This window comes from Paenibacillus sp. D2_2 (assembly GCF_031199965.1).
GTDB lineage: Bacteria > Bacillota > Bacilli > Paenibacillales > Paenibacillaceae > Fontibacillus.
The window spans coordinates 347,194-370,562 of sequence record NZ_CP133605.1 but is presented as its reverse complement, the minus strand read 5'-3'; the positions used below and the strand labels follow the sequence as shown (position 1 = coordinate 370,562).

General features: G+C 46.0%; 18 protein-coding genes, 6 pseudogenes and 1 riboswitch. Of the genes and pseudogenes, 4 read left to right on the top strand and 20 right to left on the bottom strand.

All coding sequences use genetic code 11. The annotated features are described in order from the left end of the window. Window positions 1-79: 79 nt before the first annotated feature. The 8 genes and pseudogenes from RE628_RS01845 to RE628_RS01810 form a co-directional block, all read right to left on the bottom strand. Window positions 80-851: pseudogene (locus RE628_RS01845) on the bottom strand (AAC(3) family N-acetyltransferase). Window positions 852-1,170: 319 nt separating this feature from the next. Next, window positions 1,171-1,392 (bottom strand): cold-shock protein, encoded by a 222-nt coding sequence (locus RE628_RS01840; RefSeq protein ID WP_309157139.1) that lies wholly within the window; start codon window positions 1,390-1,392, stop codon window positions 1,171-1,173. Between the two features lie 89 nt (window positions 1,393-1,481). Beyond that, window positions 1,482-1,682: a cold-shock protein gene (locus tag RE628_RS01835; RefSeq protein WP_068779348.1), complete on the bottom strand. Its 201-nt coding sequence runs from the start codon at window positions 1,680-1,682 to the stop codon at window positions 1,482-1,484. A 416-nt stretch (window positions 1,683-2,098) separates the two neighbouring features. Continuing rightward, window positions 2,099-2,751 (bottom strand): annotated as a pseudogene (locus RE628_RS01830) (response regulator). A gap of 61 nt (window positions 2,752-2,812) precedes the next feature. Beyond that, window positions 2,813-3,520 (bottom strand): sensor histidine kinase, encoded by a 708-nt coding sequence (locus RE628_RS01825; RefSeq protein WP_309157134.1) that lies wholly within the window; start codon window positions 3,518-3,520, stop codon window positions 2,813-2,815. Continuing rightward, the gene (locus RE628_RS01820) at window positions 3,517-6,459 is read right to left on the bottom strand and encodes a GAF domain-containing protein (protein WP_309157132.1); all 2,943 of its coding nucleotides are present in this window, start codon (window positions 6,457-6,459) and stop codon (window positions 3,517-3,519) included. Before RE628_RS01820 ends, RE628_RS01825 begins: the two co-directional genes overlap by 4 nt. After that, the gene (locus RE628_RS01815) at window positions 6,429-7,820 is read right to left on the bottom strand and encodes a BREX system ATP-binding domain-containing protein (protein WP_309157130.1); all 1,392 of its coding nucleotides are present in this window, start codon (window positions 7,818-7,820) and stop codon (window positions 6,429-6,431) included. Before RE628_RS01815 ends, RE628_RS01820 begins: the two co-directional genes overlap by 31 nt. Before the next feature lie 157 nt (window positions 7,821-7,977). Beyond that, entirely contained in the window at window positions 7,978-8,340 is a 363-nt protein-coding gene (locus tag RE628_RS01810; RefSeq protein ID WP_309157128.1) for a hypothetical protein, read from the bottom strand. Window positions 8,341-8,570: 230 nt separating this feature from the next. On the opposite strand from RE628_RS01810, the gene RE628_RS01805 reads away from it, so the two are divergent. The 3 genes and pseudogenes from RE628_RS01805 to RE628_RS01795 all read left to right on the top strand — a co-directional run bounded on the left by RE628_RS01805 (window position 8,571) and on the right by RE628_RS01795 (window position 11,540). Then, entirely contained in the window at window positions 8,571-9,599 is a 1,029-nt protein-coding gene (locus RE628_RS01805; RefSeq protein WP_375143031.1) for an ATP-binding cassette domain-containing protein, read from the top strand. Beyond that, window positions 9,596-10,408 (top strand): ABC transporter permease, encoded by an 813-nt coding sequence (locus tag RE628_RS01800; RefSeq protein ID WP_309157126.1) that lies wholly within the window; start codon window positions 9,596-9,598, stop codon window positions 10,406-10,408. The genes RE628_RS01805 and RE628_RS01800 overlap by 4 nt, the downstream gene beginning before the upstream one ends. 87 nt (window positions 10,409-10,495) lie before the next feature. Beyond that, window positions 10,496-11,540 (top strand): annotated as a pseudogene (locus RE628_RS01795) (LLM class flavin-dependent oxidoreductase). A 77-nt stretch (window positions 11,541-11,617) separates the two neighbouring features. On the opposite strand, the gene RE628_RS01790 reads toward RE628_RS01795, so the two are convergent. From RE628_RS01790 to copZ, 3 genes are all read right to left on the bottom strand, one after another. After that, window positions 11,618-11,821 (bottom strand): heavy-metal-associated domain-containing protein, encoded by a 204-nt coding sequence (locus tag RE628_RS01790; RefSeq protein WP_309157124.1) that lies wholly within the window; start codon window positions 11,819-11,821, stop codon window positions 11,618-11,620. A gap of 106 nt (window positions 11,822-11,927) precedes the next feature. Next, window positions 11,928-14,342: a heavy metal translocating P-type ATPase gene (locus RE628_RS01785; protein ID WP_309157122.1), complete on the bottom strand. Its 2,415-nt coding sequence runs from the start codon at window positions 14,340-14,342 to the stop codon at window positions 11,928-11,930. A 28-nt stretch (window positions 14,343-14,370) separates the two neighbouring features. Continuing rightward, complete coding sequence (copZ, locus tag RE628_RS01780; protein ID WP_309157119.1) at window positions 14,371-14,571, bottom strand: copper chaperone CopZ; 201 nt, start codon at window positions 14,569-14,571, stop codon at window positions 14,371-14,373. A gap of 364 nt (window positions 14,572-14,935) precedes the next feature. On the opposite strand from copZ, the gene RE628_RS01775 reads away from it, so the two are divergent. Then, window positions 14,936-15,592 carry a TetR/AcrR family transcriptional regulator gene (locus RE628_RS01775; RefSeq protein ID WP_309157118.1) on the top strand — a complete coding sequence of 219 codons (657 nt, stop codon included), beginning with the start codon at window positions 14,936-14,938 and terminating at the stop codon, window positions 15,590-15,592. Window positions 15,593-15,744: 152 nt separating this feature from the next. Here the strand turns inward: RE628_RS01775 and RE628_RS01770 are convergent, their stop codons facing one another. The 9 genes and pseudogenes from RE628_RS01770 to RE628_RS01730 form a co-directional block, all read right to left on the bottom strand. Then, window positions 15,745-16,341, bottom strand: coding sequence for a DUF1349 domain-containing protein (locus RE628_RS01770; protein WP_309157117.1), 597 nt, complete (start codon window positions 16,339-16,341; stop codon window positions 15,745-15,747). 91 nt (window positions 16,342-16,432) lie between these two features. Beyond that, a complete protein-coding gene (locus RE628_RS01765) occupies window positions 16,433-16,651 on the bottom strand; it encodes a hypothetical protein (protein WP_309157116.1) in 219 nt (72 codons plus the stop codon). 129 nt (window positions 16,652-16,780) lie between these two features. Then, window positions 16,781-17,032 (bottom strand): DUF4097 family beta strand repeat-containing protein, encoded by a 252-nt coding sequence (locus RE628_RS01760; RefSeq protein WP_375143089.1) that lies wholly within the window; start codon window positions 17,030-17,032, stop codon window positions 16,781-16,783. Further along, a pseudogene (locus RE628_RS01755) lies at window positions 17,023-17,537 on the bottom strand (DUF4097 family beta strand repeat-containing protein). Before RE628_RS01755 ends, RE628_RS01760 begins: the two are co-directional and overlap by 10 nt. 11 nt (window positions 17,538-17,548) lie before the next feature. After that, window positions 17,549-18,319, bottom strand: a complete 771-nt coding sequence (locus RE628_RS01750; RefSeq protein ID WP_375143088.1) for an ABC transporter permease — start codon at window positions 18,317-18,319, stop codon at window positions 17,549-17,551. Beyond that, window positions 18,296-18,966: pseudogene (locus RE628_RS01745) on the bottom strand (ABC transporter ATP-binding protein); the annotation flags it as partial. The pseudogene RE628_RS01745 and the gene RE628_RS01750, both read right to left, overlap by 24 nt. A gap of 229 nt (window positions 18,967-19,195) precedes the next feature. Further along, window positions 19,196-19,951, bottom strand: coding sequence for a response regulator transcription factor (locus RE628_RS01740; protein WP_309157114.1), 756 nt, complete (start codon window positions 19,949-19,951; stop codon window positions 19,196-19,198). Then, window positions 19,948-21,279 carry a sensor histidine kinase gene (locus RE628_RS01735; protein ID WP_309157113.1) on the bottom strand — a complete coding sequence of 444 codons (1,332 nt, stop codon included), beginning with the start codon at window positions 21,277-21,279 and terminating at the stop codon, window positions 19,948-19,950. The genes RE628_RS01740 and RE628_RS01735 overlap by 4 nt, the downstream gene beginning before the upstream one ends. A 206-nt stretch (window positions 21,280-21,485) precedes the next feature. Further along, window positions 21,486-22,876: pseudogene (locus RE628_RS01730) on the bottom strand (alanine/glycine:cation symporter family protein). 174 nt (window positions 22,877-23,050) lie between these two features. After that, window positions 23,051-23,171: riboswitch (glycine riboswitch) on the bottom strand. Window positions 23,172-23,369 lie beyond the last annotated feature (198 nt).

The window sequence follows — 23,369 nt, the reverse complement described above, 5'->3', positions numbered from 1 at the left end:
ATTCAATGCCGAATAGCTTCTTGATTAACTTCGTGATCAAAAGTGGACTTTTTGAACAACATCTATAGGTATATATCCATTAACGGGCTACTTCTTCAAGCAGTGGCTCATTATCCGAAAACAAATCCGGGTTTACACGCAGCATCTCCGTTAATATATCCGTCATCTGCACTGTATCACATACCCAGGCATCGGCGTCGCCGAACTTCACCTTACGAATAGCCCCTTCTCGTTCAAGTATGCTCTCTACCTTCCAGAAATGCTCAGACCACGATAAACCAAAATGACGCCGGGAAGGTACCGAAATTTCCGTTCCATCACCAAGCACAACGAATAGCTGCTCATGGCTGTCCGTAATCCTGCCAGGAATGTCTATCCACTCCTCGATACCATGAATGAAGGTATTACGTCTTAAATCTACGCCTAGAAGCATAATCGTCGCTTGTCGGTCCAACAGCTTGCCCATGGGGATTCCCTATGGCAAGGCGTATCGCATAATTCCGCCCCAGCTACGAACTCAACCGCGTCCTCGCCTAGTGCTGCTACGGAATGTGTCGGGTGATAAGAACGAATAACACCGTCGCGCCCCGGAACAGTTCGGGTAGAATGCCGACGCAGGATGGAGAAGACTCCACATAGAACTTCGGATTATCTGCATTAATGTAAGACCAGGTATGTGTCGGAAGAACGAGCAGTCCCTCCTGCATATATTCGCTCAGTGCGGCCAGAACCGTATCGGCTCCTCCATCCACTTCACCAATACTCTTCATGGATGAATGAACGAGCAAGGTTCCTTGACGATCGATATTGGCCGCCGCAAGTTGATTAATTAGACTGTGACATGTATGCATTATTATGAGCCTCCCATATTTCGTGATGCAAGACCATTATGGCTCATTATATCCTAGTTGCCTGTAATAACAAGCCTTTAGATCACGATTAGTGCATCCATTCCGAAGCCATGGTACCGTAAGCCGTAATATGTAGACAACAAAAAAACTGACACCGGAAATTGTACCGCGCATCAGTCTAATTCTTAGAATTAATCATATAATTTGTTACTCCGTCTTCTAAGGTTTCTTGCTTCAATATCCAAAGTCCAGATTCGGTTTGACCGATTAATTCGGCACTTACCTCCTCTTCGCATTTCGTTCGAAGTAGTTTACTACGCTATTCTGGGATTTGTGCATGGGAATTGAAGCTGGTATTGGTCAATACTGCGAGCATCCGCTCATCTTCCACCATGGTAGACCCACATTGAGGGCAAGTAGGGTGATTCACAAAAGCAAAGTTACGTCTCATCCAACCGTTGCAATCTTCATTCGAGCAAGACCATATGGCCGTGATTTCCTCAGGAATTTCCTCCATTTGCTTTTTTCGCGAGTTGTACATGAAGCATCCCTCTTTCCTATCTGGAATGATTAGCTGGTAAAATAAAATGCCCAAACTTGAACGTCTGGGCATATTATCTTCAGGCAAGCTTACAGTTTAACAACGTTCTCAGCTTGAGGACCGCGGTTACCTTGTACCACGTTGAACTCAACGCGTTGGCCTTCGTCCAAAGATTTGAAACCGTCGCCAACGATCGCGCTGAAATGCACGAATACGTCATTGCCGCCTTCAACTTCGATAAAGCCAAAACCTTTCTCTGCGTTAAACCATTTTACTGTTCCTGTTTCCATGAATATTACCTCCAAAAATAAATTTATATGACCTCTATATTTTGTTAAAAATAAAAATCACATATTGCACAAGGCTACGCGCTTAAAATCATAACCCTCTACAATATGTGAGTTCAGGTCAAAATTCCAATTACTTTCATTCTAGTTGACTTCACCAAAATAATCAACTGTAATAATTTGAATTCTTTTGCCTACAACTCTGTGTAAAGAATGATTCAAGTCACCATCATTAACGCCTGTAACAAAATATGGACCGTACTGAGGCCATTTCTAACTTTCCTAGTGTGCTTGAAACACACTCTTATAATATAGTCGGGGACTGGAGAATTTATACCTGATTATGTAAAAAATCAACGTATACTATCCAGTACCCGATTATACATATCCCGGGAAGACCCGTATTATACGAGATAACATCAAATGATCGATTGCAAACGAACGATCGCCTGAGCCCGATCAACAACCTCTAACTTACTGTATAAATTACTAATATAATTCCGGGCAGTACCTTCGGCAATATGCAGTGCATCAGCAATTTCTCGGTTATTCAAGCCTTTGATAATTAGCTGAGCCAGCTCTTCCTCTCGCTCCGTTAGCTTAATATGCTCTTGGGTCGATCTTTGCCAATTCTCATATTCCTCATTGAACCGGCTCATCCGTGTCGCAAGTTTCGCTGCAACCGCTGCGGGCAGAACAAATTGTCCAGCTACAGTATCACGGATTGAAGCAATCATTTTATCCGCGTCCATATCCTTCAGCATGTATCCGCTCGCCCATTAGCCAAGCCTTCTACAATATAATCCGTCTCGATAAAAGTCGTCAGAATAAGAATAAATACATCTGGGTGACTCTGCTTAATTCGCTTAAGCGCACTAATTCCATCCATGATCGGCATACGGATGTCGAGCAGCACAAGATCCGGTCGTAGTGTCTCAACCATATCACAGACTTCTTCGCCATTTCTAGCAACACCTATGACCTCAAGATCATCCTCAAGATCGAGGATCGTCCGCAGACCTTCCCGCGTCAGCATTTGATCATCAGCAATCACTATTGAAATTCTCTTCATACCTTCTCCCCAATCCAACGCGATGCGTAAGGCAAATTTATCACGATCTCACAGCCTTGATTCAATTGCGTCTCGATAGCAAGGCTCCCCCTAATTGCTCGGCCCGATCTTTCATTGCCTTCAGTCCAAAACCCATTTTGATATGCTCTGCCCCATGACCCCGGTCCTTAAGCTTGAACTCGATGTTAGAACCCACCGTTCGTAGGCTGAAATGGAACTCCGTGCTTCCACCATGCCTGATTCCATTCGTTAGACCTTCCTGCAGAGCGTGATAGATCGTCTTCTTCTGAGTCGTAGACAGCTCAGGCAGTTCGTAAATGGAGGCCTGAATAGCCACTCCCGTATTACGCTCTGTATCACGGATCAACTGCTTCAGGATCGGCATGAAATCCGCATGCTTGTCATCCTTCAGCATATGTACAGCTCCGCGGATTTCATTCAGACTGTGTCTGACCAGTTCCTGCGCTTCCTTCAAGCGCCCGGAAGCAGCCTCTGCATCCTTATGGAACAATCGTCTCCCCGCCTCGATCTGCAAAATCGTCGAAGTGAGCGTATGACCCACAATATCATGAATTTCCTGGGCGATCCGATTCCGGTCTTCATAGATCGATACTTCGGCCAGAGCGACAGCTGTCTCATGCATCGATAGTTCCAGGCTGCTGGTACGCTCGGCAACCTGCTCTTCCAGACTATCCTTAAGAACCTGGATCCCGGTAAACAGCCTGGCATTGACAATGGAAATTGCACATTGTGAGCCAAGCAGCCTCAATATATCAAGCCGCTCTGGGTGAATATGCAGGCAGACAGCTTATTTTCCATATAGAGCAGACAGATCAGTTTATTCTGATACATGATAGGTAAGCATATGACCGACTTCAATCCCTGGTCACGGATATAACGGTCTCGCGCAAACATCCCTTCTTTTGAGGCTTCATGAAGCACGATCTCTTCCTTGGTTCTGACTGCATAGCCAATAATAGCTGATGGAATAAGAGCTGAATCCTCCTCATACGGGATAGATTGGATATGGAGATCCTCAGGGGTCCCGTATGCTTCAATCACCCATTTCCCATCCTGAACGAATAGAAGCGCTCCTGAATCTGCACCGGCATTATGCAACATAATACGCATCAGCTTATGAAGCAGACGGTTCATTTCCATCTCTCCTGATAGCGCTTGTGCCGACTGCATGACGGATACATAATCGATATTCTCCAGGCCCTGTTCCCGTCTTCTATGCAGCAGGTAGCCGTATTGCCGCTCCATAGAAGCCACTTTTGCAGTCGCTCCCCACTTACTGTATGCTTCATAAGCTTCTGATAGGTAGAGCTTCGCTAATTGCAGCCTGTCTCTTCCGATCCAATATTGACCGCAACACTCTGCAGCCATAGCCAAATCATGGATATGACCATATTTGCGTGCGGTTCCAATCGCCAGCTCATACCATTCTTCCGCCTCATGCCGTTTGCCGCTAATCCGGTATAACTCTGCTCTTACCAACTGATATTTGTGCAAATTGTTGTGAGGGCAGCGATCGGCGAACTTCTTCAATTTCTTCAACCGCTTGCGTATACCTGCTCTATATTGTCGCTGCTCAGTTACAGATGCTTGCTCGTATAGCTTGGCCCACACCAATGATTCATAAGTATCCTGGATTATATAATCAAACTTTTCTAAGCGAAATTCCGCAATAACCGCAGCTTGTTCTAGTGCCTCCTGCGCTTGTTGATATTCTCCAAAAATATATCCGCACAAGTATTGATGGATGTAGACTAGCTCCTGGACCATATTTAACTCATCACCATGGACAAACTGGACGAATTCTCTGCTGGTTATATCTATCGACGCAAAGGGGTCATTTGTAGATCTATATCCTGTCAAACGTTCAAGAACAGCGGTAAATACCGCTATCAGCTTCAGATGATAGCTATTGTTATGCCTCAGAAAATCCCCTGAGTGAGAGAGTAGTCTCTCATAGATATCCCCGAGGGGATGCCCGTAGGTCAGAAGCATCGCCCCACTAATCAGAACACTCTGATTTCCCTGCCATAAATCTCCGGACTCGAGCCCGACCTTTCCTGCGTATTCGCGAAAAGTATCAAGTAATCCCGGATCATATTGGCGCCAGCTTTCTGTGCAGAGTGAGAAGGAAGTAAGCACTTTAGAATAGAGCACAGGGTAGGGCTTGGCCAACTCGCTGGCCATCATTCCCCATTTATTGGCCTCTTCATCACGTTGAAATTGAAAGCTAAGTAACAGCGCATATCCTGAAAAACCGATAGAGGCCTCCGGGGTTATTCCATGATCCAATGTCATCTCGATCATCGTACAAATGGAAGAGACCCAGCCCTTCTGATTCACATGGAAGCAGGCATTGTTTGTATATACCAATGTCACCATGGCCGCCTTACTGGCCTCATCTGTCATGGCTGGTAGCTCGCACAAAGTCTCCGGCGAATGCTTACGCAGCCTCAAGCCTACCCTTAGAAGGCGGATTATAAGTCCGATTTGGCTTGGTTCAAAGGTATGCTTTACTCCTAGTAATTCCAGACTTCTTGCACCCAAAGATATGACCTCTTCATGATGATCATTGGAGGACTCCAATTGAAGCTTGATCATATATACAAGTGCCTTATCTTGAGAACTTTTTGTACGATGGAGCAGCAGGCTAAACAATCGTTCCGCCTCTTCCACATGGGAGCAGAGGAATTCTGCTTCAGCGCGTTCCCGATAAATCTGAAAGGCTAGTGCATAATCGCGTTCCCAATACTCTTCTGTCAGCAGACCTGTTGCATTTCGTAAGTAGACGAGCGCTGTCTCATAGGCCGTAGCTTGCTTGGCCCTCAAGCCAGCTTGCAGGTTCAGTTCTACCGCATGTCTTCTATGCTTAGGGTCACCGAGCCGATTCAAGGCTTTGTTCAAATGATTCACCGCAGTAAACACACTGGACTCATCTCCATTAGGCAATTGTTCCGCTAAATGAATGCCTAATCTCAAATGTATTTTCTGACGCTCTGACTCGGGAATTAGCCCATAAGCTTCTTGCCTTACGTAATCATTTAGAAATTGATATGCCTGTCCATGCCCAATAAGATGAATGAAGTGTTCCTGAATAGCGAACCCCAATATCTCCTTAACTTCCTCTATGGAGCATTCAGAGATGAGACTGAGCAATTCCAAGCTAAATCTATCCCCTAGACATGCCGCCTGTCCCAATATACCCACTTGCTGTTCCGTAAGGGTTTTCAGTTTATCCGCTACGTAAGATCCCGCATTTCCCGGCACATTCATACTGGTTATATACTGCAGATCACAGCGCCATCCGCGAATCTCTTCATCAAAAATGATCCTTCTCTCTGCAATCAAGTCCTGTAGAAGACGTTGGAGGAGCAGTGGGTTTCCTCCCGTCTTATGGAATAATGTCTGGACCAGCCGCTCGTCTCCGGACTCATCATAGTGGATCGTATCCTTGAGTAATTGCCGTAAATCAACTTGACTAAGCCCCTGTAGATGAATACCACTCATCTTAAAATGAAATGCCTCCAGACAATCTTTCAGTAGCATTATGGAATCTGGGACCGATTCTTCAATATCTCTGCAAGCCAAGATCACTAATATATGCTTCAGCTCGGAATCCTTTAATAAATGAATAAGATATTGCAAAGAAGCTTCATCAATCAAGTGCAGGTCATCGATGAATAGAACCAACGGTTGGCCTTTCTGCGTGAATACCTGGATAAACCGTTCATTAGCAGATGGAGTCGTTGCTGCGCCTCTAACGACGGCAGTGGCTGTACCGGAGGCTGCTCGCCAATCAACAGTTCAAGTCTAGGAACCAGTTCAATTAGCAATTGTCCTAGACCGTCTAATACCTCCAATACACGAAGTCTCCAAATCTCAATATGTACCTTACTCTCCATGAATAACCTGCCTATTAATTCATCAATGAGCTGTATCCACACATCAAACGGGGGCGCAGACGAATTAGAGGCCGACTTGGCTTGAGCGAAGAACCCTTCATAGGAGGCTGTATCTAGAATCGTCCTCTGAACAAAAGAGGTCTTCCCGATCCCCCACTCCCCTCGTATCCATACCCCTTGCGCCTCTCCCTCGCACACCTGCTCTAATACTACTAATAGCTGCCGCTGTTCCTCTTGCCGTCCATAGTATCCTATGGGGGCACCCCATCTCTCCGGAACATCATGGCTGCCCAGAACAAAGGGATCGATCTTCCCTGAGGCTTGATAGCGGAGCAGACACTCCTCCAGATCATACTTGATCCCATATGCACTGGAATACCGGTCCTCCGGCATTTTCTGCATACATTTTCCGAGAATATCCGAGACCGTTACAGGTATGGAAGGGAACTTGAGATGTACAGGGTCTGGAGCACGGGCAATATGGCGATAGACAATGTTCGAGACATCCTGAGGATCAAATGGTAGGCTGCCCGATAACAGTTCATACAATATGATACCAAGTGAATAATAGTCGGAGCGGAAATCGGAACTTCTCCCCGTTCTTCCTGTCTGTTCGGGTGACATATATGGTAATACCGATTCAGGTCTGCTGCTTGTAATGGAGAGCGGGCTCTTATTCAGATCGGTAGAGCATGAGCGAAGATCAATAAATCTGACAGCCTTCGTAGCTGGATTTACATAGATATGAAGAGGAATAATCTCATGGAGCGTAATATTCTCACGTTGAAGATGAGTAAGGCACCGGACGATCTCTACAGCTATCTCAAGCAAGGCTGTTAAATCAAATGACTCGATACCAGATCGCAGTAATTGATCGAGTGTTAAGCCACCATGATCCTGCAGAAGCAAAACAGGCCGACTTCTCAGCATTTGCAGTCCGTAAGCCTCTGCCGTCCCTCTCCCGTCCAGCTTAAGAAGAAGATCTAACTCGTAGTGAAAAGAATCTACTAGTATCTGCTGTGGATACTCTTCACAAGTCGTCTTAGCAATCACATTTTGTCCGTCCGAAAGACGACGCAGCCGATACAACTCAATCTCTTCATTGCCGTTCAGTCTGCCCATGGTCTCGTAACCCGATAACTCGAACATAGCACGATCCTCCTTGGAGCTTCCGATAATTCGAGGAAATATTAATCATTATATCATCAGAATCCTCCGTGATTATACAGTTAAATACACCTTACCTATAGCAAAGAAGGCAGACAGTCCCCTTGGGATAACCCGCCTTCCTTGTCTCATCCTGCGGTTATTGAATTAGCTGAAACCGCAAATGCCTGGTGATGTCCACAATACTTGAATGATCTGATGGACCTATCTGATTCTCTACGGCTAGTACAGCAAATTTCCCCATTTGATTGACCTGAACTGTAATCAAACTACCCATTACTTGTCCGCCGAGCTCTTCCCATATCTGGTTCGTCTCATTGAAATAATGTATGGCAGCCTGCTGCCCTTCTCCAATCTTCGATGGATCGAATTTCAGGGTTAATACAATCGGCCTAGCCAAATCATCCGGGATATCCTTAAGTTCGAATACTCCGCTGGCAAGATTCCCTCCGGCCTTTCCCAGCATAGTAGTATTGGTTACCATAGTTATCAGCTTCATCATGGCGCAGGTAATCGCCTCCCGTTCATCGCTATACGTTCATAGTAATGTACTGCGGTTCGACAAAATAGTGAGTATTGTCATCACTTTTGTCATATGACAAAAATTATTACCCTACATTGATATGGAATTATCTTTTTATACGACGAATCATCGTTTACATTCTGTTTAAAAACCAGTGATATGATCCGGTTACGATAACAAGTGAGTGTTATGGAATGGAGGAAATCACATTGGGACAGATAAACAATAAATCAAACAACAGTGAATGGGCCGTAGAGGCTCATGGACTTATCAAAACATTCGGAGATAACCGCGCAGTGGATGGTGTGGATTTGAAGGTGCGGGCCGGATCGATTTATGGTGTACTCGGACCTAACGGAGCGGGTAAGACGACGACGATCCGCATGTTGGCCACGTTACTGCGGCCAGATGCCGGAACAGCAACGATCTTCGGTCATGACGTGATAAAAGAATCTCAAATCGTGCGGCAGTTGATTGGCGTAACAGGGCAATACGCTTCCGTCGACGAATCGCTCAGTGCTACTGAGAACCTGATTATCTTCTCGCGACTGCTCGGCCTGTCACGTAAAGAGGCAAAGCGTAAATCAGAGGAACTGCTGGAGGAATTCGGCTTATCCGAGGCGGCAAGACGTCCGCTCAAAAATTTCTCCGGCGGCATGCGGCGCAGATTGGATCTGGCCGCCAGCTTGATCGCGCAGCCGCCGCTCATCTTCCTCGATGAACCGACGACCGGGCTCGACCCGCGTACACGCTCCCAGATGTGGGATACGATTCGCCGATTAGTGGATACAGGATCGACCGTACTACTTACAACGCAATATCTAGAAGAGGCCGACCAACTAGCTGACCGGATCGCCGTGATTGATTACGGTAAGGTCATCGCTGAAGGCACTGCCGATGAATTGAAGATGTCCGTCGGCACTTCGTCCCTGCATCTACGAGTGGAGCAGGCGCAGGATATCGAGATGGCTCGCCGCCTGATCGAGCGGGTGCTTAAAGTACCGTCCGGCATCTCCTCGGAAGCCGGGGAGATTACTGCGCCGATGGCGAATGCCGATCTCGTCACCGATCTGTTGATCGCGCTGCGCAGCGAAGGAATTGCTCTGTCCGAGATGAGCGTGCAGAAGCCGACACTCGACGAGGTCTTCCTAACGATCACCGGCCAACGTCCAACTGATGCGGAGGCTGCCTCTGCACCAGTCTATGAATCCAAGAGCATGGAGGGAACAACCATATGAGAGCTTCCATTCAACCTGTATCTGAACGCAAATTAAAGAACCATACCAGCTTCACACAATCGCTACGCCATTCGTTAACGATGGCTTATCGGGGGCTGCTCAAAATCCGCCGCACACCAGAGCAATTGTTCGATGTCACGCTGCAGCCAATCATTTTCACACTGATGTTTACCTATATTTTCGGTGGGGCGATCTCCGGTGATGTGGCTAGCTATCTACCTGTTATTATTCCCGGCATTCTCGTACAGACTGTAATTACGACATCTATCGTTACTGGCGTTCAGCTTCGCGAGGATATGGATAAAGGGGTATTTGATCGCTTCAAGTCACTACCGATCGCACGGATCGCCCCGCTTGCAGGAGCGCTACTCGCTGATACAATTCGCTATACGATTGCGACCACGCTGACCTTTACCATGGGATATATTATGGGCTATCGACCAGAGGGAGGCCTGGAGCATGTAGCCTTGGCCGCGATTATCGTCATTCTCTGCTCCTGGGCCATCAGCTGGATCTTCGCTTTCTTCGGTGTCATTGCCCGTACGGCCTCAAGTGTACAGGGAATCTCGATGCTCGTTCTGTTCCCGCTCACGTTCCTCTCCAACGCATTCGTTCCTGTGGACACGATGCCTAACTGGCTGCAATGGTTCGTGAAGATTAATCCGATTTCGCATCTCGTCACTGCCGTTAGGAATTTGGCCAATTCGGGTACCGTCGGCTGGGATCTAGCCATCTCCCTCATCGGTGCTGCTGTTATTGTAGCCATCTTCGCGCCGCTTACAGTAAGTGCCTATATGCGGCGGACTTAAAGCATTCTAGAAAATACAAATCACTTATGTTACTGTTAAATGACAAAAATCACAACCCATGTGTAAACAAGCAGGAGGCAGTAATTAGTGGAACTTGGAATAAGCAGCTTTGTTGAGACAACACCTGATGTTGAGACAGGTAAGACAATAAGTCATGCAGAACGGTTACGGGAAGTCGTTGAGGAGATCGTGCTCGCCGATCAGGTTGGACTGGATGTATATGGAATAGGTGAACATCATCGTCATGATTATGCCGCTTCGTCCCCGCCGTCGTTCTTGGTGCAGCGGCAGCGATGACGACAAGAATTCGCCTGACCAGTGCGGTCACGATTCTCTCCTCAGACGACCCAGTACGTGTCTTTCAAGATTTCGCAACGCTGGATGGAATTTCAAACGGACGTGCAGAGATTATGATTGGCCGGGGCTCTTTTTAGAGTCGTTCCCTTTGTTCGGATACGATCTGGCGGACTATGAAGAGCTGTTCGATGAGAAGCTGGATCTATTATTGAAAATTCAGAAATCCGAGAAAGTGACCTGGAGCGGTAAGCACCGAGCGGCTATACAGAATCTAGGGATTTATCCGCGACCTGTTCAGGATCCCCTTCCAATATGGATCGGCAGTGCAGGAAGCCCGGAATCTGCAGTCCGTGCAGGTTCACTCGGACTACCGTTTGTATTGGCAATTATTGGACCTGTCCATCCTTTGGATTATGCGGAACAAGTGCGGTTATACAAGGAAGCGGCAACTCGTGCCGGACACGATGTATCCAAACTGACGATTGCATCGCATTCCCATGGTTTCGTTGCAGAGGACACGCAGACCGCGATCGAGAAATTCTTCCCTTCAACTTTTGCTAGAACCAATGTGCGAGCCGTTGAAAAAGGGTCCGCTCCTTACCATCGTTCAGATTATGATGCGGCTTGCAGTTCGGAGGGAGCTCTATATGTTGGTGATCCGAGAACCGTCGCTAATAAAATCATTGATTTGTACAAACATGTTGGAATCACGCGTTTCATGCTGCATGTTCCACACGGTACGATGCCCCATGCAGAAGTAATGAATGCGATCAGACTATTCGGAACAGAGGTCGCTCCTCTTGTTCGAGAAGAGATCGGGCGTTTAAATAATTAATACCCTAACAAATAAAATAACCCCCTTCAAGTTAAGTATCTCGCGATACTAGACTTGAAGGGGGTTATTCAATTATTTTAGGAGACAACATGATAGCCTTTGGCTTCAATACTTGCCTTTATATCTGAAAGATCCAACTTGGATGAGTCATATTTCACATTTACGTTATGCTCTTCAAGATTCACATGCCCCTCGGCACCGATGGCCTCTAGCGCGCCCTCGACTTTCTTGGCACATTTACCGCAATTCATGCCTTCAACTTTCACCGTTACTTCTTGCATATTTCCACCTCCTCTCCGCTCAGCCCCGAGCTTCATTCAACTGAAGCGTTTTGAAAAAAACGCACATGCTGAAAACCGGCAAACGGGTCTTTTTTCATACCTGCCCTTAGATTTTCACACGTTGCAGACGAAGTGCGTTTAATACGACCGAAACCGAGCTTAATGCCATCGCTGCACCTGCCACCCATGGAGTCAGTAGGCCGATAGCTGCAATCGGAATGCCAAGCGTATTATAGCCAAGTGCCCAGAACAGGTTCTGCTTAATGTTACGCATCGTCTTCCGGCTCATATAAATGGCATCCGGGATACTCGACAGATCGCCACGCATCAAGGTGACATCAGCCGCTTCCATAGCCACGTCTGTACCTGTACCGATTGCCATACCGATATCCGCCGTGGCAAGTGCCGGTGCGTCATTGATACCATCTCCGACCATGGCCACTTTCTTGCCTTCCGCTTGAAGTTTCTTCACTTCTTCCGCCTTACCTTCTGGTAACACCTCGGCGCGAACATGATCAATACCAACTTGCGCAGCTATCGCCTTAGCTGTTCGCTCATTATCCCCGGTAATCATAATGACCTGAATACCCATTTCCTTCAGACGGCTTACAGCTGCCGCCGAGCTTTCCTTAATTGTATCCGCGACAGCTACCATACCTGCATACTCGTTGTTAATCGCGACAAGCATTGCAGTTTTGCCAGACTCCTCTAGCTTCGACATGGTCTCATAAGCTCTATTTGCATTCACTTCATATTTATCCATCAGGCGACGCGTTCCGATGAGCAGCTCATTGCCTTCGACTACAGCTTTAATTCCGTAACCTGGAATGGCTTCAAAAGATTCCGTAGTCGGCAGCTCGATGTTCTTCGCCTTAACTCCTTCAACGATTGCATCTGCAAGCGGATGCTCTGAGTTTTTCTCTGCTGCGCCAACAAGCCGGAGGAATCTAGCTTCATCTCCATTTGTCAGTACATCCGTAAGCTCAGGTTTACCTTTGGTCACAGTACCTGTTTTGTCCAGAATAATCGCATCAATCTTGTGCGTCTGTTCCAGATGCTCGCCACCCTTGAACAGGATACCGAATTCAGCTGCACGGCCAGACCCGGCCATAATCGAGGTTGGAGTTGCCAATCCGAGTGCACAAGGGCAAGCAATAACGAGAACCGCAATCGCTTTTTCTAAGGAACCTGCAAAATCACCAGGTGTGACCAGGAAGTACCACACTAGAAAAGTCACGATTGCAATCCCAACAACTATCGGCACGAAGATGCCTGAAATTACATCCGCCACACGCTGAATTGGGGCTTTCGAGCCCTGTGCCTCTTCTACAACTTTAATGATCTGCGCAAGTGCCGTTTCTTTACCGACCTTGGTTGCTTTTATTCTTAACATACCATTCTTGTTCATGGTCGAGCCGATAACGGTATCGCCCGCCTTTTTCTCCACAGGAATGCTCTCGCCTGTCAGCATCGACTCATCTACCGATGACATTCCTTCCAGGACTACGCCGTCAACCGGAACTTTATCGCCTGGACGAACGAGAACAACGTCTCCGGCAATCACTTCCTCGATCGGAATGCTTAATTCCTGACCGTCACGAACGACTAGAGCCGTCTTTGCTTGTAAGCCCATAAGAGACTTGATCGCTTCCGACGAACGTCCTTTGGCGAGTGCCTCGAACAATTTCCCCATCAGCACCAGCGTAATAAGCACAGCACTAGTCTCATAATACATTGATGGTCCATGATGAACATTGCCGTCGTTGATAGCCCATTGAACGGTTAGGAACAAACTATAAAAGTAGGCTGCTGACGTTCCAAGCGAGACAAGGACATCCATATTGGCGCTGCCGTTCCGAAGTGCTTTATAAGCTCCAATATAGAACTGTCTGCCAATATAGAACTGTACCGGTGTTGCTAGGATCAATTGGAACCAAGGATTCATAAATATATCCGGCATCCAAATCCATGACGTAAATGAAAAGTGGCTTACCATCGACCACAGAAGCGGAAGTGACAAAATTGCAGATACGATTAATTTGCGCTTCTGCCGTGTAATTTCATGTTTACGATGCTCGCCAGGATCAGCTTGCTCCTGCTTCAGGGAGGCTTTATACCCTATCTTCTCAACCCTTTGCTGCATATCGGAGACACTGACTTCAGCTGGATTATACTCCACATGAGCGGTCTCCATCGCAAAGTTCACAGTCGCTTGACTCACACCCGATATCTTATTCAATGTCTTCTCTATTCTCGTAGCACAGGCCGCACAGGTCATGCCGCTTAATTCGAGCTCCACCTTCTCTTTGACGGTGTCATAACCAAGCTTCTGAATGCTCTGCTCCATCTTGGCAACATCAACGACGCCAGGATCATAGGTGACCGTCGCTCGTTCAATTGCGAAATTGACATTCGCTTCTAAGACGCCTTCGAGCTTATTCAAACCTCTCTCAATGCGATTCGCACAAGCTGCACAAGTCATCCCCGTGATTTGCAGAGACGTCTGTTTCGTTCCTTCCATTTATATCACCCGCTTAAAGTAGGATACTTTAGTCAACGTCGTAGCCTTGATCCTCGATGGCTTCCTTAATATTGTCTAGGGAGAGCTTGCTGTCGTCGAATTCTACTGCAACAGTTCCTTTCTTCAGATCAACCTTTCCTTGTGCCCCGATCTCTTTAAGAGCACCCTCCACCGAATTGACGCAATGACCACAGGACATTCCCTTTACGTTAAGCAATACATTTTGCATATTGACTACCTCCTGGTTTTTTTCAAAACTGCCATTAAGTATGGCCGTTATCTTTAACTTTCTCCATTTCAAATCATTGTAATACGATTCCTAATCACAAATATAGTATACCCCCCTACCCTATATTCAGTCAACGTATATTTTCCTGTAATTTCAACGAGAAATTAAAGCAAACAAAAAACGGACGCCGATTGGCGCCCGTCCTAACGAGGATTCTAAGCTTTCACCTGATGAATCTCTATAATTTGGGTCAATTGCTCAGCGGTCCCACTTAGAGCCTCCGCCTCAAAATAACAACAATCATTGTCCGTCAAATTTAGGATAGGTATAATAATATGATAACGACAATTTTGGAGGCTTCCGAATGGATCCTAAAACGAGGCATAGGAACGAATTGCAGCGCGGCAAACAAAATAGAATTCAGCTTGTTATCGAGGCGGCTGAAGAAGTGTTTATAGAAAAAGGAATCGATAAGACGACGATGCAAAATATCGCGGACAGAGCTTGCGTTGGCGTAGCTACCGTATTCCGCTTCTTCCCGAAGAAGGAGAAGCTTGTCGTCGCCGTGGCGACGAGAAATCTAGAGATCATTCTCCAGACCTTCCAAGCGATCGCCGAAATGCCGGTGTCCTGTTATGAGAAGATTAGTCTTCTCTTTGATGATTTTATGGCTCTGCTCGATAGTGATGATGGCTCCAATGTGAAGCTGTTAGAAAACTTCGAGGGCTATGCTGCCAATTACAAAGAACCACTTGAGGATATTGATACCTTCAACACGGTATATCGCCAAATTTCAGCCGTCTTCTCGACCATTATCCAACAAGGAGTGGAGGATGGTTCCATAAGAACCGATAGTGCAGTGGACAAAATACTGACAACGGTCATCAACACGTTCGGGAATTTCGCAAGAAAGCTGTCCCTACAAAAAAATATTCTTACTGTTAAACCTGACCTAGATCCGAAAGAACAGCTACTGATTCTAAAGGATATCCTACTAAGTTATCTTAAGAGCCAAGCTTAGAGAGAAAACGGGCATTCAGAATACAACCGGCGACCCTGCATGATTGAAAAGCCTGCAAATATACATCTTTTTATCCCCAAAAAGGCCACGAACAGCAAAAAGCCTGCATATCTGCAGGCTTTTTTGACATTTTTCCTATGGGATCAATCGGCCTATTTCCCGCCCCTAATGCTCTCCATCGTCACCTGCTCAAGCTGAACATCCAAGAAGTCACTAATCAATCCCTCACCTGTTGGAGATTGAGAGACCAGTCCAACTTTAAAGGTATCGGAGGCTTTCAAGTTGAACACTCTGACCATTTGATAATGAGAGCCATCTGTCGAGTAATGCATGGCAAAAGCATCGCCCTTACGACCGATTTGCAGCCATACGCTCTTATCGGTTAAATTCTGGCCGTTGGCATCGTCAGATACCCCATTGGTCACGACACTTACAACCGCATATGTATTGAGATCCGTATATTCATAACAGAGCTTAGCCCAACAATCCTCACGTTCGCTATCCATTATAAATAGAGCAGCTCCATCAAAAGTAGATATGAAGTCATGTCTTACTTTAGCGCGAAGTATGAAGTCACCTTGCACATCAGCATATAAGAAAGGCGCATTGTTCTTAACATCGCCACTCTCTGGATTAATGAAATAATCTGTCTTCCCTGGGGCCGAGATTTGCAGCAAATTACCATTCATTTCAAGCTGAGATTCGTTCAACCAATGATTAAATAAATGCAAGATCATCTCTCCTAACATGAAGTTTGCTCCCATTATAGCTTATATCTGAATATACTAACAGATGCTTCCATGGAAATGTCAGGAATCCCTTCATTCTCTTATTAGTTCATCAGTCATCCTGAGGAAGGCTCTCTACAGCTGTAAAAAATACGTCCAACATATCCATATCAAATCTGGTTCTGACATACTCGTATACCTTGTCCAGTTCTTCTAAACTGCTATATTCCAGGCATGGGCGACCTTCACTCCACAACACTCTGCATTGAAATAATTGGACTACCTGCTCAATGATATAGTCTTGATCTGCTGCTCCACGATTAAGTGCCAATGATCTGACGCTCCCTTCCTATGTGACTTTTCTCATTAAACTGTCACCTCCTATTATTCAAAATTTAAGCTATTTCTTCCGATGACATTTATCACATCTAGCATTTGGATGGGAACCAGCAATGATCCCCTATTTAATATCGATATTTCCCGAACGACTTCTGACGGTTAATGAGTTCTCCCCAGCGCCTATGATTCCGCTGATTTCCTTATCCGTATTCGTCGTACGTGAGAGATTTTCCAAGTGTACCGTTGTATCTCCTTTGATGTTCTCTGCCTTCAGCTTCAAGCTGGCTGGCGCAGTCTGATATACGACTTGAATATCCCCTGTCTCGGTTTCAATATTCATTTCGCCGTGTTCATTGACTCTTTTTAACACGATATCTCCCGTCTTGGAGAAGTCGTCAAAACGTCTGCTTCCACTTCATCAAGCTTTACATAACCCGCACGATCTTGAACCATCAGGCTAGAGAGTGCTAACCCACTAATATGAATATCTCCATCACCACTCGTCAGTGCAACCTGCTCTACTGTATTTTTGGGAATAGAAATTTGAATCGTTCCCTCTTTCCCCAAGTAAAGGCTGAGAAAGCTCCTCCCATCTGTTTAGTCTGTTGAATGATCAATTTATGATCTTGATAAGTTACTGTCACCGGAGTCTTATTCTTATCCTTCTGCTTCCCCGTTATGTCTACATGTACTTGATTGTCTGTCGATGGCTTCAATTCAACATCCCATGAATCATTAAAGATTTCAATGTATTGAATTTCACCCGCCGGAATCTGCTTAACTATCTCGAGCTTCTCTGAGCCAACCGACAAACCGATCACAAGTACTCCCGCTACTGCAGCCACCAAAAATATCAAAATCCATTTATTAGTTCTCATCATGTTCTCCTCTAAATATCAATTCTATCAATCTTACGATACGATAAATAAGCTACGGTTAATCCTAACAAACAGAGAATCGCTGGTATGACGATAAATTGAAACATATTGACGGAGCTGCTCCCGTCAGAGACCATTGCGTTGGACAGCGTTCCTATAATGACAGAGCTTGTAATAGCAGCCGCAGTAGACTTTTTACGCATGCCGAAAAACAATGAGATAAGACTTAATCCAGCTGTCATGGCAGAAGCAATCAGGATCGAAGGAACGGTAGCGAGTAAGTCCGTCATCGTTGCAGAGGTCTCGAAAAAATGAAGCTGTGGATTCAATAAAACCGTCATTCCTTCTATAAGCAAGGTGGTAATAACAATACTGGTGAAGCAGAAACCGAGAACAATCATTAACTTGGCCTGGATGATCTTTTTGCGCTGTAAGGGATACGTAAACAAGAGCTGCATCGTCTTGCCCTTATATTCTTCTATCACCAGTCTAGAAATCAGAATGCCCGAGAAAACGACAAAGGTAATGCGGATGAAGATGTTCGCAAGCGACATGAAATCTGTAAAGTTATAGAACATAGGCTCATCCTGGGCATTTGACATTAGAGCCATCCCAGCTACCAGTACAAAAATAATTGCCATACTAATCACGGCTTTGATCCCGTATCCTGCTATCTGATTTTTTTCCCGCTCGATTTTTATCAGTTTAAACATGCATGCTTCCCCATGAATCAGTTTTAGAAAATATTCCTCCAGATTGCTCTCTTCCCGGATCTCCGACAACTTCACTTCCTTAAGCAGCTTCCCTTGATTAATAATCCCGATCGTATCCGCAACCGATTCAATCTCTGAAACAATATGGCTGGAGATTAGAATGGTCATGCCGTACTCGTTCTTCAGCTTCAGCAGTAGCATCCGGATGTCTCTGATCCCCACGGGATCCAAGCCATTGATCGGCTCGTCCAGAATTAGAATGGCTGGGTTTGTAATGATCGCTCTGGCGATTCCCAATCGCTGCTTCATTCCTAATGAAAACTCGTGTACTTTTTTATGTTCTACCCCATTTAATTCAACGGTTCTAAGCACCTCTTGAATACGCCCTCACCTTGGTTGCCGATATATTTACAATGAAGCTTTAAGTTGTCAGCCGCTGAGAGCCGTTCATAAAATACCGGATATTCAATGATACTGCCAATATCCTTCAAGTATTGATATGACAAGTGGGTTATAGGCTTCCCAAGTATACGAATCTCGCCTGATGTGGGCTTGACCAAATTCAGAATCATTTTCATGATGGTCGTTTTTCCTGCGCCATTCGGTCCGAGGAAACCATAGATTTCCCCTTTCTCGATATGCATGGTGACATCCGACACGGTTTCTTCGCCTTTATATGCTTTTGATAGTCGATCAATTTCGATCATTGTGTCCATCAGCTGTTCTCTCCTTAATCCTGTTTAGATGAAGCGCCAGGCCAAACCAGTTATAAGATGTGAAAAGATTCCCGCCTGCCTCTTGCTTCACTCATAGGGTAAGGCTTTTCTCTCCCGTTTGGGATGCTTATATCGCCAACAGTCCTCTAACCTTCATAAACGGTATTTTTTAATAAAAAAGAAGCGCCAGCTGCTATTTAGAAATAGCTTCGGCGCTTCATATGGATTGTTAGTTTGGGAATTCTCTTTGCCTCAAGGACTCCATTTTTTTAATCGTTTCCTTTTGTAATCTTCTCGAGACAGAACAGCTCACGCCATGGTCAAACAAGACGATCCTGTTCTTCTTATCAATCGATCTGATATTCGCCAGGTTGACGACAAATGCCCGGTGACACCGGAAGAGCCGCTCATCATGCTCTGCGATTTCATTCATTTCAGCGTAAAATTCGAACGTTTTGGATTTCGCGATCAATCTGATTTTATGTGCGATTTCCATCGTTTCAAAATATATAATTTCCGAAAAAGGAATTTGAAAGCTGGTATATTTATTCTCGAAAGAGAACAGATCAGGGCTTACAGGCACGGTCCTGCGTTCATCAGCAAGCAGCAAGCAAGCCTCGACCTTCTGGATAAACTCAGCCTCCGGCAAATCCTTCTCGATAAAATCCAGAGCAGCTACCCGGTAAGCAAACGTCTTGGGCGCCAGCTCCGAATGCGTAGTGACAAACACAATTGTTCCATACGGGTCGATTCGCCTGATTTCCTGCGCCACTTCAAGCCCGGTGTGCTTCTCATTTTTAATTTCCAGATCCAGAAAATACAGCTGATGATCGGCAGCGTTCTCGATTTGCGCCAACAAATGATTCGGTTTGGCTGTCGAGGACAGGTTCCGATAACGGATTTGATGCTTGAGGCATAACTCCTTGACGATTCGTTCCAGCCGCTGTTGCTGGATCAGATTATCCTCCAATATGAATATATTCATGATCGTTCTCCAGATTTTGATTTTCTTAATATAAGGGTTTGCGAGAATAAATGAGGCTGGCTCTCCGATTGCAGTGAAGCATATTTATGGTCATTTAGCATTTGCTGCACATTAAATAAGCCTAAGCCTCGCCCCTCACCTTTGGTTGAGTATCCCCGCTCCCCCAGACTTCGCAGGTCGATCCGTTCTTCACTACTATTTTCGATGATCAGCCGCAGCGCTTCAGAGTCCTCCAGCAATACGATCCAAAGCCTACGCTCCTTCGTAGCGGCTGCCGACTCAATCGCATTATCGAGCAGTATGGACAGGATCCGGGTAAAAGAAATCAGTTCCATCGGGATCGAATGGACAGGATCCTCGATCTCCAGCGAAACATCGATTTTCATTTGCTGTGCCAGCATAATTTTTGCCGCTAGGATGCTCTTTACCTCTGAGATATGAAGGTTCCGCAGTTTCACGAAGCTGTATTCGTTCTTACGCAGGAACTGCCCCGTTGGCTTGACTGTGTTCTCAAATACATGTTTGACTTGGTCCCAATCCTCCCTGTAAATCCCGTCCTCCAGCGTCAGAAGAATATTCGCATAATCATGGCGGAAGCCTCTGAATTCATCATAGATTTTCTCCAGCTGCGCGGCATACTCCTTAAGCTGCACCAACTGCTCACTTTTGGACCTTTCCAGCTCTTTTTTTCGGATATGATGATACTGAAACTGCATATACAACAAAGCAACAACAACCAGCAGCCACATGCTCAAGAGGATCATTCGTTGATAGGAGCTGTAATCACCCGTTTGATTGCTAATGGACAATATCGGATATACCAAAACAATAATGATGATGAACAATACAATCACGGGGACAAAAATGATTTTACCGTATTCCCGTATGAGCTGTTTACCTATCTGCGGAACAAAGCGACGTACCAGCCGAAGCAGAACTTCATTGAGAATGGGCGGCGCCATCGCCGTAAAAAGATACGGGAGATACTCGATATTGGCTGATGACTGTCGGAAGATTAACTGAACGAGCCAAGTGATCGGAATCGCGGCCAAATAGCCCAAGAACGAATTCATAATCAAGGCATATGCCCCGTAAAAAATACCCAAAGCGGAAATTTGTTTATGATTCTTAAAGTAGGAGATGCAGACAAAGCAGGCAAATAGCGAAACTGCCCCCCAGACCCCGATGAAATATGTTGAGACCCAGCCAATCAGCAAAAAGACCGTTAACCACACGATCATTTCTCTAATCGTAAATGAGTAGCGTGAAACGGATTTGAAAATAAAGAAGAAGCTTAAAATTTGAATCGCCATAATCAGATTGAACATTACATGCACCACCAGCCGATAAAACCGCTCAAAAATCCAAGTAGCTATTCCCTAAGTCGGTCTTTTTGTTACATTACTTCTCATTCTAAGACTAAAGTCAGAAAATGTCTCGTTCGAAGAAAACAAAAAGCACCCCTATATCGGGAATAAATGAGACAAAGTCCCACGTTCCCGAAATAGAGGTGTCCTTAATATTACTGCAACCCTTATTCTTCCTCCGCCAAAACTGGCTGCATGGCTGCTTTCGAAGCTGAACGCTCTGAATGCTTCTGTTCCTTCATATGTTGTAGATACCGCCTGGTCTCTGCTACAACCACTCCTGATAAGCCTAATAGGGCGATCAAATTCGGAAGTGCCATCAACCCGTTCACGATATCCGCAAGCAGCCATATAGCCTCCAGCTTGATAAATGCGCCAAAAGCAATCAAGAGGATAAATACAACGCGGTAAGGCAGGATCGACTTCACACCGAACAAGTAAGTGATACAGCGCTCACCGTAATAGTTCCAGCCTAGAATCGTCGTGAATGCAAACAGGATCAGGCATAATGTAAGAATCATCGATCCGAATGGGATCGCAGCATCGAATGCCGCTTGGGTCATTATCGCCCCACGCTCGGCACCCTGCCACACTCCCGTTACAATTAAGGTTAATCCTGTTAGTGTACAAATAATTATTGTGTCAAAAAAGGTTCCTGTCATCGATACGAGCCCCTGCTCTGCCGGCCATTTGGTCTTAGCAGCCGCAGCAGCGATCGGAGCGCTTCCCAGGCCCGATTCGTTGGAGAATACCCCGCGCGCAACCCCGTTACGGATCGCCATCATCACCGTAGCGCCCAGGAATCCTCCACCTGCCGCCGCTGGCTGGAACGCGCTCTCGAAGACCAGCGCCACAGCATGCGGAATTTGATCGGCAAAGGTGAACAAGACAACTAAAGCAGCAATGATATAGAGGGCAGCCATCAAGGGAACAACCTTCGTCGATACCTTGGATATACTCTTAATCCCGCCAAGTGTAACCAAAGCGGTTAACACCGTCATAATCCCCGCCGTCACGATAGCTGGAACTCCCCAGCTCGACTGCGTTGACGATACGATGGCATTCACCTGCGGGAACGTACCAATCCCGAAGAGTGCAACTAGAACTCCACTTATAGCAAAAAATACAGCTAGCGGCTTGAACTTACTCCCCAACCCCCGCTCAATATAATACATCGGTCCGCCGGAAACCTGTCCTTTGTCATCCGTCGTCCGGTACTTCACAGCTAATAAGCCTTCGGCATACTTCGTCGCCATCCCAAAGAATGCAGCCATCCACATCCAGAACAACGCTCCTGGACCTCCGACTTGAATCGCAGTGGCAACCCCAACGATATTCCCGTGCCGACTGTCGCTGCAAGTGCCGTCGCCAAAGCGCCAAAGCTCGATACGTCACCTTCACCTTCGTTCTTGGCTTTGAATATCAGCCTTAAGGCGAGCGGCAACCTTATCACTTGTAGCAGCCCGAGCCGGCAAGTCAGCCATATTCCTGTTCCAACTAATAAGATGAGCAAAGGCGCTCCCCACACCCATTGGTTAATCTGCTCTAATACTTGCATTTGCTTCTCCCCCTCATGATGTTGCATTTTCCTAGAGTAGACATGAAAAGAGTCAAATCCGAAGGATTTGACTCTGGGACATTTTGCAGATTGTCGGTACGTCAACCTTTATATATGTGAAACTAAGCACATATAGGTTGAAGTTATATACCACATATAAATTCCGATACCGATCCCGCAATCCCTGTCCTTTTACCTGAGAGTTTTAACGCGGCGCTCATTGGTTGGTTACCCAGCCTGCGCGCGTATTGCCCCTTCGGTGCTCCATTAACGGAGTCTCTCCAGAGTCCTGTCCATTTACGGTCCTGCCTAAGGTTGGGTGTTCCCATCCCTATAGCGCCTGAGAGTTTAATGCCCCTTCGGCCAAGCTTTCCGCTTATCTCCCGTAAACTTCATCCAGTGTATATGCAATTAGACGCTAATCATTATAGATTCTCTTGAGTGATTTGACAAGGAAGTTCGCTATATTGACGATAATTACCACAAAGAGAAG